This is a genomic window from Parabacteroides sp. AF17-3, assembly GCF_003635445.1.
In the GTDB taxonomy this organism is placed as follows: Bacteria; Bacteroidota; Bacteroidia; order Bacteroidales; family Tannerellaceae; genus Parabacteroides; species Parabacteroides goldsteinii.
The window spans coordinates 11,680-26,563 of the sequence record NZ_QTMM01000021.1 but is presented as its reverse complement, the minus strand read 5'-3'; the positions used below and the strand labels follow the sequence as shown (position 1 = coordinate 26,563).

The window sequence follows — 14,884 nt, the reverse complement described above, 5'->3', positions numbered from 1 at the left end:
GGACTACTGTACTATTATATAAAAAAGGCTACCGGAATCCCGATAGCCTTTTCATTTATATTACGCTTGTGCTTATTCTTACAAACCGAATTCCGGTTTACGGTTAATCCATTGTCCGCGAGTAAAGTCAGGGAAGTCAACCAACGCACCACCACGAGCGATAGACATTTCAGACAAAGCGGAGATAGCACTCCATGCAGCAGCATCATAGCAATCCATTGGAGCCGGACGTTTGTTCTTGATGCGGTCGATCAGATCATACATCATAATGAAGTCCATACCACCGTGACCGGCTTCTTTTGCCTGAGCATCCAACTGAGCCCATAGTTTGTGGTCGTATTTCTTGAACCATTCGTCAGAATTATCCCAACGGTGAGGTTTAGACTGACCTTCCACATATACATGATCGCCATCGTTCATCCACAAACCATCCGTTCCCTGAATACGGAATCCCAAAGAATAAGGACGAGGAGAATTTGTATCGTGAGTAACGATGATTGTCTGGCCGTTTGCACATTTGATCATAGATGTCACGATGTCACCCAGGTTAAAGCGAACTTTAGCCAACGGATGGTTTTCGCCACCATTATCTACGATGAACTTATGCAATCCGCGAGACTGAGTTGCCATAGCAGACATAGCAACGAAACGGTTACCTCGGTTGATATCCATACAATTGGCAACCGGTCCGATACCGTGAGTCGGATACACATCTCCATTACGATGTACGGAGTGATTCGTACGCCACTGAGCTTCTGCAAAAGCTGTCGGGCCCATACGCAACTCACCACCCTTCTGATAAGTATAATTCTTACCGTCATTGAATTTCACATCACGCAAGTCATGTTCGTAACCGCAACCACCGTGCAATAATTCACCGAACAACCCTTCGCGAACCATGTTCAAAGCCGCCATGCAGTCACGACGATAACAAACATTCTCCATGATGTTCAGATGGCTGCCTGTTGCTTCCGATACGTTAACCAGATCCCAGCATTCTTCCAGCGTATTGGCAGCAGAAACTTCTACGCCAACATAAGGAACACCGGCTTTCATGGCTGCAACCGACATCGGTACGTGCCATTCCCACGGGCTGGCAATAATCACGCAGTCGAACTCTTCATTGTTCAACATCTTTTCAAATTCACGTTCGCCACCTTTATACACTTTCGGGGCATCCACGTTGAATTTAGCGATGTGTTTCAATGTACGGTCGATCGGGCCTTGCTGGATATCGCAAATAGCAACAATCTTATTTCCCGGGATAGCCAGCACATTATTGATGTGCTCATGGCAGCGTGAACCTGTTCCGATAAATCCGAAACGCAGTTTGCCGTCATCTTTTCCGGCTGTTTTTTTCTTCTGAGGTTCTGGAGAACCTGCTACTGTAGTGGCCGAAGCAGTACCTGCCATAGCCAAACCTGCTGCACCAACTCCGGCGGCAGTCATTTTCTTAAGAAAGGAACGACGAGTGTTTTCCATGTTCTTTATTTAGTATTTTATGTTAAGTGGGCAAATTTATAATATTTAATCAACTTCTCAAATATGTTTAGAAAAAAAGAGTCAATCATTTTAATCTATTAATAATTTGTCATCTTTCCAGTCTCCCTTTTCAGCTTCTCGAAGGTCATCATCATTTGGCGCAATCGTTTAGGTTCTTTATCCGCCAAGTTATGATTCTGTCCGACATCTTCCTTTACATTATATAACTGGTAACAATTCCCCAGTCCCGAGAAACCGGTACCGTCAGGGTCGTCATAATAGCTGGGATAAGGTGGAATCATCACCCAGTCGCCCTGATGGAGGGCATAATTGAAATAACCTTCCGTCACCAGTTCCTTACGTCCCTGGTCGCTTTTCCCTAGAAAGACGGGTAAAGTATTCTGGCTGTCCGTCTTATCCGAATATGTCTGCCCGGTCAATGCTGCCAATGAAGCCAGCAAATCCATTTGGCAAACCAATGCATCGGATACTCCCGGTTTTACAACCGCCGGCCAACGCAACAGGAACGGGATGCAGGTACCGCCGTCATACAAGCTGGTCTTTCCTCCGCGGTGAGGGCCTGCCATCTTATGATTGCCAACCATTTCGACAGCCTGATCCTGATAACCGTCATCCAATACGGGACCGTTATCGCTGGTCAGGATAACCAGGGTATTCTCCGTCAATCCCAGTTTATCCAGCTCTTTCAGAAATTCAGTCACACACCAGTCAGCTTCCAGGATGACATCTCCGCGAGGTCCCATACCGGATTTGCCGACAAACTTCTGATTCGGTACACGGGGCACATGCGGCTGGTGTAATCCGTAATACAGGAAGAAAGGTTTATCTTTATTGTCTTTCAAAAAGCCTTTGGCTTTCTCCAGGAATAACTCGGCCATATCTTCATCTTTCCACTGGGCAGCCTTACCGCCTTTCTGGAAACCGATACGCGGCACACCGTTTACAATCGAACCGGCATGTCCCACACTCGGGTGCATCCGGAGTAGTTCAGGGTTGTCTTTTCCGGTAGGTTCGCCGGGGAAATTATGCTTATAACTGACATACAGCGGGTCATTCGGTTCCAGTCCGACTCCTTTCCCGTTTTCGATAAAGATGCAAGGCACGCGGTCGTTGGTTGCCGCCTGGATGAACGAATAATCATATCCCACTTCCTTGGCTCCGGGATAAACCGTCTCATTCCAATCTACCGCTCCGTCACCCAGTCCCAGATGCCATTTACCGACCGAGCCGGTCACATAGCCGGCCTGTTTCATAACCTTCGGCAAAGTGACTTGCTGCGTATTGATAATGAGAGCGGCATTACCGGGAAGGATTTTTGCATCTTTATTCGTCCAGGGATATAATCCGGTCAAAAGTGAATAACGACTGGGCGTGGAAGTCGCTGCCGTACAATATCCCTGCGTAAAACGCAGTCCTTCGTTTGCAATCCGGTCCATACCCGGAGTTTGGATACGGGTGGCTCCGTAACAACTCAAATCGCCATACCCCAAATCGTCGGCTACAATGATTACGACGTTGGGCTGTTGCTGGTCCTGAGCGTAGACATTAACTCCGGATAAAGCCCCTATCCCGGCTGCTACGCATAGTAGATTTTTCATATTCATGTTTTTCATATATAAAAATACAGGCATTGATTGTAATAATCAACGCCTGCAAATATAATCAATCGCTCGGATTTCAAAGCATGCTGCTTACGGATTTTACGTTCGTATTCCGAGTTACTATCTATGATTTCTTTTTGGCAGTCTTCTGGTTTCCCGCCTCAGCCCGCTTCTTATTCCGCCAGAAACTGCCGTCGCGCTTGCTGCCGAACATATTACGTCTTTTCGATTCCTGCTTGATGGCTTCTTTCTTCTCTGCCACGGCTGCTTTTACATCTGCCGTTTCAAATTCATTTCCGCCGGCAACAGGTATCTGTTTGCCTATCAGTTTCTGGATATCTTTCAGGTACGGCACTTCCTCTGCATCGCAGAATGAATAAGCGACACCGCTGCGTCCGGCACGACCTGTACGTCCGATACGGTGTACGTATGTTTCCGGCACATTCGGCAGTTCGTAATTTATCACATGCGAAAGATGGTCCACGTCGATACCGCGGGCGGCAATATCCGTAGCGATCAGTACACGGGTGGTATGATCCTTGAAATTAGTCAGTGCACGCTGGCGGGCTGTCTGGCTCTTGTTTCCATGGATAGCTTCCGCTCCGATATTCGCTTTTGCCAGGACACGGGCCACTTTGTCCGCACCATGTTTCGTACGGGTAAATACCAGCACCGATTCCAAAGAAGAATCTTTTAACAAATGCGTCAGCAGGCTTACTTTCTCCGCCTTTTCCACGAAATAAACGGACTGGTCAATCTTATCCACCGTCGATGAAGCCGGAGTAACCTCCACCTTCTGCGGCTCATGCAGGATCGTTCCCGCCAGGCGTTCTATCTCCGGCGGCATCGTTGCCGAGAAAAACAGCGACTGGCGCTTTTTGGGCAACAAAGGCAAAATACGTTTGATATCATGGATAAATCCCATATCCAGCATACGGTCGGCCTCATCCAATACAAAATAATCAAGATATTTCAAGCTGATAAATCCCTGATTGATCAAATCAAGCAGACGTCCGGGGGTTGCAATCAATACATCTACGCCACGTTCGAGCGCATCGGTCTGAGGCTTCTGTCCTACACCACCGAATATAACGGTATGCCTCACACCGGTATATTTACCGTATGCCGTAAAACTTTCTCCGATCTGGATAGCCAGTTCGCGGGTTGGTGTCAGTATCAATGCTTTGATACCACGCACTTTTCCATGCTGGCGTTCGTTATACAAATTCTGAATAATAGGAATGGAAAATGCAGCCGTTTTACCTGTTCCGGTCTGTGCACAACCTAATAAGTCATATCCGTCTAAAACGTAGGGAATTGCTTCTGCTTGTATAGGGGTTGGAATTGTATAACCTTCTTTTGTAAGAGCCTTTTGTATCGGCTCTATCAGTTCTAATTGTTCAAATGTCATCTAATAATAATGTTGAGCCATCGCGGCTCGTTAAATAAATAATTTGGACAAAGATAGTCAAATATACCCACATTTACCTATTTCATAGGGAAATAATATGAATAGTGATGCAAAACTACCTGTTTTCCCTAAAGAGACTGCTCTTATATCATATATTATAATATTATTTTCTCATATATTATGATACTTTATTCGCATAATATATGAGAATCCAGTATCACAATATATAACATTTTACTTCCCTGATAAAGAAGGGTTTGCACAACCGTACCCTGTCCATGTCAGAATCAAGTTCCGTATGTTCAACGAAGGTTAATACAGAAATTATATTATCTTTGTAAATTGATTTTTGGATGATGAAAGAGTTACAGTTGCTGCTAAAGAAGTTTTTCGGATATACTTCTTTCCGCCCGTTACAGGCGGAGATCATACAACGTATTTTGAGGAAAGAGGATTCACTGGTGCTGATGCCTACTGGTGGAGGAAAATCAATTTGTTTCCAGTTACCGGCCATTTATATGCCGGGAACAGCCGTCGTGATCTCTCCGTTGATCGCCCTGATGAAAGACCAGGTAGGCGGATTGGTTGCCAACGGTATCCCGGCAGCCGCACTCAACAGCATGATGCCGGAAGAAGAACGACACAGAATAAAACAACTCTGCATCCAGGGTAAAATAAAACTGCTTTACCTGTCGCCCGAAGCACTGGTTGGCGAACTGCATTGGCTGCTTCCCCGTATGGATATATCCCTGATCGCCATCGACGAAGCCCATTGTATCTCACATTGGGGGCACGACTTCCGTCCCGAATATACCCAACTGTCCGTTTTGAAAGAACAGTTCCCCAAAGTCCCGATCGTTGCCCTGACAGCTACAGCCGACAAAGTCACACGTACCGACATTGTCACCCAATTGAAGCTGCGTGATCCGGAAGTTTTCGTTTCGTCCTTCGACCGTCCGAACCTATCCCTGACTATCCGCCGGGGACTGAACAAAAAGGAGAAAACTTCCGCCATCGTCCATTTCATCCATGCCCACCGCCATCAGAGCGGGATCGTTTACTGCATGAGCCGGAACAGTACAGAGAACCTGGCAGAAGAACTCTCTTCTTACGGGATCAAGGCCGTTGCCTATCATGCCGGACTCCCGCCTGTTCAACGCGAAAAGGCACAGGATGATTTTATCAACGACCGGGTAAACGTGGTCTGTGCAACCGTTGCCTTCGGGATGGGAATAGATAAAAGCAATGTGCGTTGGGTCGTACATTATAATATGCCCGGAAGTATCGAGAACTACTACCAGGAAATAGGCCGTGCCGGACGCGACGGGATGAAAAGCGACACCTTGCTGTTCTATTCGGTAGGCGACCTGCTTGTCCTCCGCCGTTTTGCCGAAGAAAGCGGACAAAAAGACACCAACCTCCAGAAGCTGAACCGTATGCGCCGTTATTGCGAAGCGGACATCTGCCGCCGGCGTATCCTCCTCAGCTACTTCGGAGAAGAAAGCGACCAGGACTGCGGCAACTGCGATGTATGCAAAAACCCTCCCCAACGGTTCGACGGCAGCATACTCGTCCAAAAAGCGTTAAGCGCCATCTTCCGTACCGGTGAATTTGTCGGCATGAATATGCTTATCAATATCCTCCGCGGCTCGGAGAAGACAGAGATCACGGAAAAAGGATACGATAAATTAAAGACATACGGTGCCGGAAAAGACCTCTCCTATAAAGAATGGAAAGAATATCTTTACCAGATGCTTCAATTGGGATATATCGAAATCGATTATGTCAATGCCGGAATACTGAAAGTCACTCCGCTGGGAAGAAAAGTATTGTTCGGTGAACAGAAAGCGATGATGGCTATCTATAAAGAGCCGGAAGAAAAAACTTACTTCAGAAGAAAAGACTCGAAATTCAAATACCGCCCGATCAAACCCATCCAATCGGCATCGGTCGAAGAAACGCTGCTCGACTCGCTCCAGCAACTCCGCAAGCAGATTGCCGAACGCGAACAGACACCAGCCTACATCATCTTTTCCGATGATTCACTGGAAGATATGGTACAAAAAAGGCCTGTTACCCTGGAAGAGTTCAGCGAAATACGCGGTGTGGGAGAAATCAAACTGGAAAAATACGGAAAGGTATTCGTGGCACTGATACGGTTCGTACTGCGGTTGCCCAAAGACAGATAACCGCCCATTTTTATTTCAGTTTCCCGATAATACGTTTAAGAAGCAAAAATTACCGTTACAGTAAAAAAAGAGACGGTTCTTACAAAAATATCCGGTACTTTAGTCTTCGAAAAAAGAACCGGACAGTATCCCTCTACCGCCGGTCCTATATAGTATTAACTTATAAAATAACAGCTTATGAATACGCTAAATGTAAAGTTGTCTCATAGCATTTCTCAATTATATGAGACTTTGTGTCAGGTTGGAAAGAGTACATTTGCTGAATTACAACGAGCAACAAATTTTAAAGACACGGAGCTCTGTCTGGCTCTATGCTCGCTCATGCACGACAACAAAGTATATCAGGCACGTATCAGCAATACCGTTTATTACATTATTAAATAATGTTCTCCACCGGAAATTCGATCTCACCAAACCCGATCATCGCATTAAACAGGCGAACCAACGAGTAACGTGACAAATCCTGCGGACGAATAACAGCCGGAACAATCCTCCCCTTTCCTAATAGAGATGCCCGCATCGTTCCTTCCAACAAAGGGACCTCGGGTGTCTCCCATTGGCTACCATTCCATAAAGCAATATTGGCAATCGATGTATCCGTCAAGACGCCATCACGTATGATTAAAATATCGTCCGCTTCTCCCTTCTGACGAAATAATTCATCCAACTTCTGACGGTCAGCACTTTTATATGTATAATCCAACCCGTCCGACGTGACCAGTCTCAAACGATTCACCGGACGAACGGTGTAAGGTAGATATTCCACCTTCTCCACTTCCTCCTGATATTCGACCCGGCATTTGGTACGTCCGGAATAATCTCCGAGCTGGATATAATCCGCCAGGTTTACAGGCAGGTTACATTCAAACACATCTCTCCGCGTCTTGTTGAAGCGGTAATTATGAAAGGCCAGATTAACCGCCTTTCCATCCTCGATACGGATTGTTTCAATAAATTGGCACATATACTTTTTGTTTCATTTCATTATATTCACTTTCTAAATCACTTTGGGAAGTAATCCCACCGCCGCTCTTAAACAGGAAATCTCCTCCCTCCTGCCCGATAAAGCGAATCATCACGGCACTGTCCAGACGATGACCGTCAAAATATCCCATAACCCCGGTATAAAATCCCCGTTCGTATGTTTCAGCTTCCCCGATAATCTCCATCGTCTTCTTCTTGGGAGCTCCGGTGATAGACCCTGCGGGCAACAGCCGGAACAATATGTCTCCCAATGAGGCTTTCCAGTCTTCCGGTAGCTTACCTCTAATTTCCGAACTGACTTGCAACAGTCTTCCCCTGTTTGTCTGCAACTCATCTATATACCGGTATCGCGACACCGTCACTTCCGAAGCTACCTGGCTCAGGTCGTTACGAATCAAATCGACAATCGTGGCATGTTCCGCCTCTTCTTTTTTATCTGCCAAAATCCGTTCCCGCGCATCAGGCAAAGAGGCATCGATCGTCCCTTTCATCGGATAAGAATAGATAAATCCATCCTCGATACGCACAAATATCTCAGGAGAGAAAACAACAAAACGCTCTTTCACCCATAATTTATAAGGAGCATGGGAAAGATAGAAAATCTCTTTCAACGTCAGGTTCGTTCGTACCGGAGTCGCACAAGTCAGGTTGACCAGATAAGAATTACCGGCATAAATATGCTCGATTACTTTCCGGAAAGACCGGGAGTAAGTTTCAAAAGAAACCGGATTAGTCTCCCATTCAACATGTTTTTCCGGAAAGGTTTCCGCTTTTGACGTCACATTGGTAACGCCATTCAAATCATACAACACCTCACCCGGCTCTACCTCCTCCGGCTCCGCCACCCAAACTTGCTCCTGCTTATAATCAACGACAAATATAAAAGGCCGCCCGGATAATCCCAATCGATTCATATACCGGACGGCTTCTTCTTTATTGCAAAACTTCATATTATATCAAAAATCGCTCTGTCAGTCCGCCGAAAGCATCGATACGACGGTCACGGAAGAACGGCCACCAACGGCGCACATTCTCACTCCGTGCTTTATCAATCTCTACCACACGCACCTCTTCATGGTCGTTCGGGAACTCAGCCAGCAACTCTCCCTGGGGACCTGCCACAAAGCTATTTCCCCAAAACTGGATACCGTTTGTCTGTCCCGAAGGGTCCGTCTCATGTCCGGTACGGTTTACCGTAATCACCGGAAGTCCGTTAGCTACGGCATGTCCGCGCTGCACAGTTATCCAGGCACCCAGCTGACGTTTTTTCTCTTCTTCCGTATCACTGCTCTCCCAACCGATAGCCGTCGGATAAATCAGCATCTCAGCACCTTTCATCGCCATCAGGCGGGCTGCTTCCGGATACCACTGGTCCCAGCAAACCAATACGCCCAACTTCCCGACAGACGTCTCTATCGGTTCGAATCCCAAATCGCCGGGAGTAAAATAAAACTTTTCGTAGTAAGCCGGGTCGTCCGGTATATGCATCTTACGATATTTTCCGGCAATCGAGCCGTCTTTCTCAATCACCACGGCTGTATTATGATACAATCCCGGAGCACGCCGCTCGAACAGGGAAAGTACTAAAACCACGCCCAGCTCTTTTGCTAAAGCCCCGAACTCTTCCGTAGACGGTCCCGGAATCGTTTCCGCCAGGTCGAACATCTGCGTATCTTCCGTCTGGCAAAAATACAGGCCGTTATGCAACTCCTGCAAGACAACCAGTTCCGCACCTTCGTCGGCACAAAGCCGGATGCTATTTTTCAGTTTCTTTATATTATCTGCCCGGTCACAGGTATTTGCCTGTTGAATCAATCCTACTTTCATACAATAAATTCTTTTGGGTACTGCATCGTCACACAATGCAATGAGCCATGTTGTTTAATTAACGGTAAACAATTAATACCTACAATCTCTCTGTCCGGAAACGCCGTCTGCAAGGCCGCTTTCGCCACTTCATCTTTCGATGAGTTATAGAACGGAACAAGCACAGCCCCGTTTATAATCAGGAAATTGGCATAGGTAGCCGGCAAACGCTCGCCTTCCCACTCCACTTTATCCGCCATCGGCAAAGCGACCAGCCGATAAGGTTCGCCATTTGCCTGCGTGAACTCCTTCAATTCCTCTTCCATCTCCCGGAGTTCGGCAAAATGCTCGTCTTCCTCATCCGTGCACTGCACATAGGCAATCGTATCCTCACTGCAAAAACGCGCCAGCGTATCGACATGACTGTCGGTATCGTCTCCCGCCAGATAACCGCTTTCCAACCACAGGATACGGTCCAGTCCGAACACCTGCTGGAGATAATTTTCCAGTTCTTCCTGCTGGAGATATTCGTTTCTGTTCACGGAAGATAGACATTCGACCGTAGTCAGCAAAGTTCCCTTTCCATCCGACTCGATACTGCCGCCTTCCAATACAAACGGCTGCATATTGACAGGAACCACTTCATCGGCAAAAGTCTTGCCATGAAACAATTTCCGCGTAATCAGATTATCATGGTTGGCAGCAAACTTCATCCCCCAACCGTTGAACACAAAATCGTACACCACCGGCACCCCGTCATCAAACACGGAAATGCCCCCATGGTCACGCGCCCAGGTATCGTTCGTCTCCATCTCACGGAAAATAACACGGTTATAATCCACCTCTCCCAACTGCGAGCGTACCGCCGTTTCATCCGGACAAACAATCAATAACTTCTCCCGTTTGATCACCTCTTTGGCAATCTCCACAAAACAAGGAACCACCTCGTCCAGTATCGGAGCCCAATCGGTCCCTTCATGCGGCCAGGTCAGTTGAACAGCACTCTGAGGATACCATTCTGCCGGTAATATCGTTTTATTATCCATGTCTGCTAATTTAATTTTCAGGATACAAAGATAAAAGATAATAAGAGCAATGACAAAATTCTGCAAAAAACTCCTCTACCTATTTGGATTATTCAGAAACCTCATTAACTTTGCGGCACAAAGTACTTTTTATTTTAAGTATATGAATAAACAAATAGAAGACATAAAAGCTATCCGCGAGATGATGGAGAAATCATCCAAATTCCTTTCGTTAAGCGGTTTGTCAGGCATATCAGCCGGAGTCATAGCCATTATCGGAGCAGCACTTGCCTATTTCCATATTTTACGGGAACCGGCCAGTGCCAACTTCGACACGACACACGAAGCCATGTTCCGCGAAATCACTTTGCTGATAACCGACGCTTCCGCCGTGCTGCTCTTCTCTATTTGTTTCGGTATCTATTTTTCCTGGAGAAAATCGGTGAAAAAGAACCTGATGCCCTCCAAAAGCCTGATAAAAAGGACACTTTATAACCTCGGTATCCCATTGATTGCCGGAGGTATCTTTGCCCTCATTTTCCTGCTACGCGGCGATTTGGCTATGGCGATCACCATGACGCTGACCTTCTATGGTCTGGCATTAATTAATGTATCCAAATACACCCTCGACGAAGTACATTATTTAGGCTTGACAGAAGTCGTGTTAGGTATTGTTGCCGCCCTGTTCCCCGACTGGAGCCTCTTGCTTTGGACTATCGGATTCGGAGTTTGCCATATCATTTACGGCACAGCTATGTACATCAAATATGATTTGAAGAAAGAATGAAAAACATACTGTCCAAATTAAATAAAGCCTTCGAAAACCGGATACGATTAGGTATCATGTCTATCCTTTCGGTAAACGAATCAGCCGACTTCAACACCATGAAGCAACTGATGGAATTGACCGACGGGAATTTGGCCAGCCACCTGAAAGCCCTGGAGACTCTCGGATATATCCAGTCCGTCAAACAATTCATCGGACGGAAACCCAATACCCAATATTCCATCACCGAAGAAGGACGAAAAAGTTTCAAAGAGCATTTGAATGCACTGGAAGAACTTATCAAATAATTTTTTTTACCCATCTACTTTGAATCGCAAAGTACTTTTAAACTACATAAAACAGGTTTAGCTTATGGAAACAACAATCAAAAAAGCAGCAAAAATCAATCAGTCTATCACACTGAAAGCACTGATTATCGGATTCCTGACCCTCATCCTCCTGATTCCGGGATTAATGATCCAGGATCTGATCCGGGAAAGACAAAACCGGAGTTTGGAAACAATCGAAAAGATTAACAACAAATGGAGCAATGCCCAAACCTTTTGCGGTCCGGTCATTTCCATCCCTTATACCACGACGCAGGTAAATCCGGACAACAAGACAACCATTCAGGAACACCTTCTGAATATCACACCGGAAAACCTGAATATCACAACACAGTTATTTCCAGAGGAAAGATATTACGGTATCTACAAAACGATCCTTTACAAAAGCGAGATAGACATAACAGGAAACTTCGACAAAATAAACTTCCCCAAACCGGAAAACAGTATCATTCATTGGGAACAGGCCTATCTATCCATCGGTGTTTCCGACCTGAGGGGCATAACAGAAAACATCGACTTCAAACTGGACAACAAACAATTGTCGGTCGAAGCCACCGGTAACCTGGATACGCAGATAGGAAAAATGCTGGTCATGCCATTAAAGAATACCGACCCTCTCCTGTTCAGCCAACCCCAAACATTCAACTGCAAATTAAAACTGAACGGCAGCAGTAACATCAATTTCATCCCCATAGGCAAAACGACTAAAGTGCACGTTACAGGCAACTGGAAGTCCCCCGGTTTCATCGGCAACTTCTCCCCGGAGCACCATATTACCGAAAATGGATTCGAAGCCGACTGGAGTATCCTCAGTTTCAACCGCAGTATCCCGGAAATGTGGATCGACTACCCGGGAAACTCATTCGACGATTCCTCCTTCGGGGTAAGCCTGATCGACCCGGTAAACCATTACCAGCAGAACATGCGTTCCGCCAAATATGCCATCATGTTCATCGCCCTGACCTTCGTTGTCTTCTTCTTCGTCGAGATCCTGACCAGAAAACGGATCCACCCTATACAGTATTTGTTGGTCGGCTTCGCATTGATCCTGTTTTACAGCCTGCTCCTGTCTATCTCCGAACAGATAAACTTCGGCACGGCCTATCTGATTGCCAGTATCGCCACCATCGGCCTGATCACAGCTTATACTCACAGCATCTTCAAAAATAAAATACAGACCGGAGCACTCACCGGCATGTTATGTTTATTATATATTTTCCTGTATGTTGTTCTGCAACTCGAAGATGTTGCCTTATTAATAGGAAGTATCGGCTTGTTTGTAATCCTGGGAACGATTATGTTCTTCTCCCGGAAAATAAGTTGGTATAAACAAGAAGATGAATATCCTCAAATACCTGAAACAGATAAGTAAACAACAAACCTTATAAAGGGAAAGAGATAGACTCCAGCATCTGTTTTCGCCAGGAGAGAAGTTTACCGTTTTTGAATAAGCGACGTTGGACGAAGCACCAACTGCCGAGCTTGTTTTCACGGACAGTAGGCCAACGGTGCTTCTCCTGGTAAAACAGTTTTAATTTTTCATAGTTTTCAATCCAGATATCGTCGGTATTCCAGACAAAACCGGCTTCATCCATCATCCTGATACGTTCGGAGGCTAGTCCCCCCTGTTTACGGAACTTACGTTGGGTACTACACCAGGAACCTAATTTGCCATCATTACTTTTAGGCCAATATCCCTTTTGGTGATAAAAAAACACCACCTGTTCCCAATTTTTTATCCACTGGGCATCCAAATCTTGCTCCCACGCAAAACCGATGCGATCCAACAAAGCTATCCGTTCTTCAGATAACACCCCTTTTTTACGTCCCTGCCGTTGGGTGTTGCACCAGATACTCAGATTATTTTCTCCCTTCTTAGGATAACGTTGCATCTGAGTTATAAAAATCTTCAGTTCTTCATAATACTGCATCCAACGACTGTCCTGTACTTCCCATTCGAAACCGATTCGGTCTAACTGCGAGATATAATCTTCCGACAGCGTTCCTTTCTTCCGGGCAATCCGTTGGGTGTTACACCAGTTTCCCAACTTTCCTTCGGCTGCCTGCGGCCAGCGCCCTTCACGTTCCTTATATTCGATCAAACGTTCATACATCACCGGCCATGCATCCAGTTCCGCCAGCATATCATCCACACGGGCACGGATATCAGACAAAAATCCAGTTACCTCAAACTCCATAAAGCCTTTAAAGCTCTTTGGAGCACGGATTGCCGGATGATAAGCCAACTCCCTTGACATAGCCTCATAAACAGAACGGCCCGAAAGGTTATTGACGAAGTCAAGCACCACCGGATGCCGGTCCGAACCGGCTTTCAGGCAGCGGCCCAACTGTTGCAAGGCTACTACATACGACTCCGTCCGACGCAGGAACATGGCGGCATCCACTCCCTCCACATGCAATCCTTCGATCAACATATTTATAGAGAAAAGGACATGCAGTTTTCCCGTTTCCCTACGGAAACGACGCAACGTCTTTTCATTCTCCCGATTGCTGAGTCCGTTATGGATCTCGAATGTTTCCGTCTCAAAACCAGCCTGCCCGAGCCAGTTCGATACTTCGGGAACCATATGCTGAAGATCTTCCTTGTCTTTACAGAAGACAAGCATTTTCTTTACCTCTTTCGGAAGATAACGCCGAATCAGTTCCGATGCACTCAACGAACCGCGAAAGTCGAGACGGGCAAAGTCTATCTTGTCCTGAATACGCTTGCGCCTTTCAGATGTACAGTCGCTCCTGTTCAACATACGCTGTACCTTATCCAGTTGGTTATTCAGATCGAATACGCTCTGCACCAGGACAGGGACAGGCAGTATCTTATAATACCAGGCCATAGACAAAGACAGTTCATGGAACAGGTTTCCCTTGAAATAGACTTCTACCGTATCGAGCATCTCTTCGGGACGTATCGGGGTTGCCGACATTCCCAGTACACGGGCCTCCGGATTGTTATCAATGACTTCCTGTACGGCTTTACCCCATACCTCCGCCCCGAAATGATGGAACTCATCGATAATAATATGATCCGCTTTAAGCTCACCGACCGTACCGCGATTCAGGACTAATGCCTGGAAAGTCCGGTAGGCAACATGCGGCATTGTCCTGCCAATTGCTTTTTTGATCTCGGCGATAATCGTAACGTTGGGAGCAATAACCACTATATCATCTTCCGAATGATTGACGATATAGCGGGCAATCAGGTAGGACTTTCCTGTTCCGGTCGCCTGTACAACC

General features: G+C 46.3%; 13 protein-coding genes. 5 read left to right on the top strand and 8 right to left on the bottom strand.

Annotation, left to right across the window (positions count from 1 at the left end):
- Positions 1–78: 78 nt before the first annotated feature.
- The 3 genes from DWW91_RS23465 to DWW91_RS23455 all read right to left on the bottom strand — a co-directional run bounded on the left by DWW91_RS23465 (position 79) and on the right by DWW91_RS23455 (position 4,515).
- On the bottom strand, positions 79–1,482 hold the full coding sequence (locus tag DWW91_RS23465) for a Gfo/Idh/MocA family protein (RefSeq protein ID WP_007658430.1): 1,404 nt from the start codon (positions 1,480–1,482) through the stop codon (positions 79–81).
- 98 nt (positions 1,483–1,580) lie between these two features.
- Entirely contained in the window at positions 1,581–3,116 is a 1,536-nt protein-coding gene (locus tag DWW91_RS23460) for a sulfatase-like hydrolase/transferase (protein WP_370449611.1), read from the bottom strand.
- Between the two features lie 112 nt (positions 3,117–3,228).
- A complete protein-coding gene (locus DWW91_RS23455) occupies positions 3,229–4,515 on the bottom strand; it encodes a DEAD/DEAH box helicase (protein WP_007658434.1) in 1,287 nt (428 codons plus the stop codon).
- A 356-nt stretch (positions 4,516–4,871) separates the two neighbouring features.
- Between DWW91_RS23455 and recQ the strand changes: the two genes are divergently transcribed.
- Both recQ and DWW91_RS28205 read left to right on the top strand, forming a co-directional pair.
- Positions 4,872–6,704 carry a DNA helicase RecQ gene (gene recQ, locus DWW91_RS23450; RefSeq protein WP_046147674.1) on the top strand — a complete coding sequence of 611 codons (1,833 nt, stop codon included), beginning with the start codon at positions 4,872–4,874 and terminating at the stop codon, positions 6,702–6,704.
- 177 nt (positions 6,705–6,881) lie between these two features.
- Positions 6,882–7,088 (top strand): winged helix-turn-helix domain-containing protein, encoded by a 207-nt coding sequence (locus DWW91_RS28205; protein WP_007658438.1) that lies wholly within the window; start codon positions 6,882–6,884, stop codon positions 7,086–7,088.
- Here DWW91_RS28205 and DWW91_RS23440 read toward each other — a convergent pair.
- From DWW91_RS23440 to DWW91_RS23425, 4 genes are read right to left on the bottom strand one after another with little or no spacing between them, the layout of a single operon-like run.
- Positions 7,081–7,668: an aminotransferase class IV family protein gene (locus tag DWW91_RS23440; protein ID WP_046147449.1), complete on the bottom strand. Its 588-nt coding sequence runs from the start codon at positions 7,666–7,668 to the stop codon at positions 7,081–7,083. The genes DWW91_RS28205 and DWW91_RS23440 overlap by 8 nt on opposite strands.
- Positions 7,652–8,638, bottom strand: coding sequence for an aminodeoxychorismate synthase component I (locus tag DWW91_RS23435; protein ID WP_046147450.1), 987 nt, complete (start codon positions 8,636–8,638; stop codon positions 7,652–7,654). Before DWW91_RS23435 ends, DWW91_RS23440 begins: the two co-directional genes overlap by 17 nt.
- 1 nt (position 8,639) lies before the next feature.
- Complete coding sequence (locus tag DWW91_RS23430) at positions 8,640–9,515, bottom strand: carbon-nitrogen hydrolase (protein ID WP_046147451.1); 876 nt, start codon at positions 9,513–9,515, stop codon at positions 8,640–8,642.
- Positions 9,512–10,540 carry an agmatine deiminase family protein gene (locus DWW91_RS23425; RefSeq protein WP_122329121.1) on the bottom strand — a complete coding sequence of 343 codons (1,029 nt, stop codon included), beginning with the start codon at positions 10,538–10,540 and terminating at the stop codon, positions 9,512–9,514. The genes DWW91_RS23430 and DWW91_RS23425 overlap by 4 nt, the downstream gene beginning before the upstream one ends.
- Positions 10,541–10,682: 142 nt before the next feature.
- Here DWW91_RS23425 and DWW91_RS23420 point away from each other — a divergent pair, with 142 nt between their 5' ends.
- The 3 genes from DWW91_RS23420 (at position 10,683) to creD (ending at position 13,004) form a co-directional block, all read left to right on the top strand.
- Positions 10,683–11,306, top strand: a complete 624-nt coding sequence (locus DWW91_RS23420) for a hypothetical protein (protein ID WP_228100176.1) — start codon at positions 10,683–10,685, stop codon at positions 11,304–11,306.
- Complete coding sequence (locus DWW91_RS23415; RefSeq protein WP_046147454.1) at positions 11,303–11,593, top strand: transcriptional regulator; 291 nt, start codon at positions 11,303–11,305, stop codon at positions 11,591–11,593. The genes DWW91_RS23420 and DWW91_RS23415 overlap by 4 nt, the downstream gene beginning before the upstream one ends.
- 64 nt (positions 11,594–11,657) lie before the next feature.
- Positions 11,658–13,004, top strand: a complete 1,347-nt coding sequence (gene creD, locus DWW91_RS23410; RefSeq protein ID WP_046147455.1) for a cell envelope integrity protein CreD — start codon at positions 11,658–11,660, stop codon at positions 13,002–13,004.
- A 10-nt stretch (positions 13,005–13,014) separates the two neighbouring features.
- Here creD and DWW91_RS23405 read toward each other — a convergent pair.
- On the bottom strand, positions 13,015–14,884 hold a 1,870-nt coding region (locus DWW91_RS23405), incomplete at its 5' end, for a Helicase associated domain protein (RefSeq protein WP_233584565.1).

Coding starts and splice junctions, on each gene's coding strand:
- DWW91_RS23465 (WP_007658430.1), bottom strand. CDS start 1,482: ATGGAAAACACTCGTCGTTCCTTTCTTAAGAAAATGACTGCCGCCGGA.
- DWW91_RS23460 (WP_370449611.1), bottom strand. CDS start 3,116: ATGAAAAACATGAATATGAAAAATCTACTATGCGTAGCAGCCGGGATA.
- DWW91_RS23455 (WP_007658434.1), bottom strand. CDS start 4,515: ATGACATTTGAACAATTAGAACTGATAGAGCCGATACAAAAGGCTCTT.
- recQ (WP_046147674.1), top strand. CDS start 4,872: ATGAAAGAGTTACAGTTGCTGCTAAAGAAGTTTTTCGGATATACTTCT.
- DWW91_RS28205 (WP_007658438.1), top strand. CDS start 6,882: ATGAATACGCTAAATGTAAAGTTGTCTCATAGCATTTCTCAATTATAT.
- DWW91_RS23440 (WP_046147449.1), bottom strand. CDS start 7,668: ATGTGCCAATTTATTGAAACAATCCGTATCGAGGATGGAAAGGCGGTT.
- DWW91_RS23435 (WP_046147450.1), bottom strand. CDS start 8,638: ATGAAGTTTTGCAATAAAGAAGAAGCCGTCCGGTATATGAATCGATTG.
- DWW91_RS23430 (WP_046147451.1), bottom strand. CDS start 9,515: ATGAAAGTAGGATTGATTCAACAGGCAAATACCTGTGACCGGGCAGAT.
- DWW91_RS23425 (WP_122329121.1), bottom strand. CDS start 10,540: ATGGATAATAAAACGATATTACCGGCAGAATGGTATCCTCAGAGTGCT.
- DWW91_RS23420 (WP_228100176.1), top strand. CDS start 10,683: ATGAATAAACAAATAGAAGACATAAAAGCTATCCGCGAGATGATGGAG.
- DWW91_RS23415 (WP_046147454.1), top strand. CDS start 11,303: ATGAAAAACATACTGTCCAAATTAAATAAAGCCTTCGAAAACCGGATA.
- creD (WP_046147455.1), top strand. CDS start 11,658: ATGGAAACAACAATCAAAAAAGCAGCAAAAATCAATCAGTCTATCACA.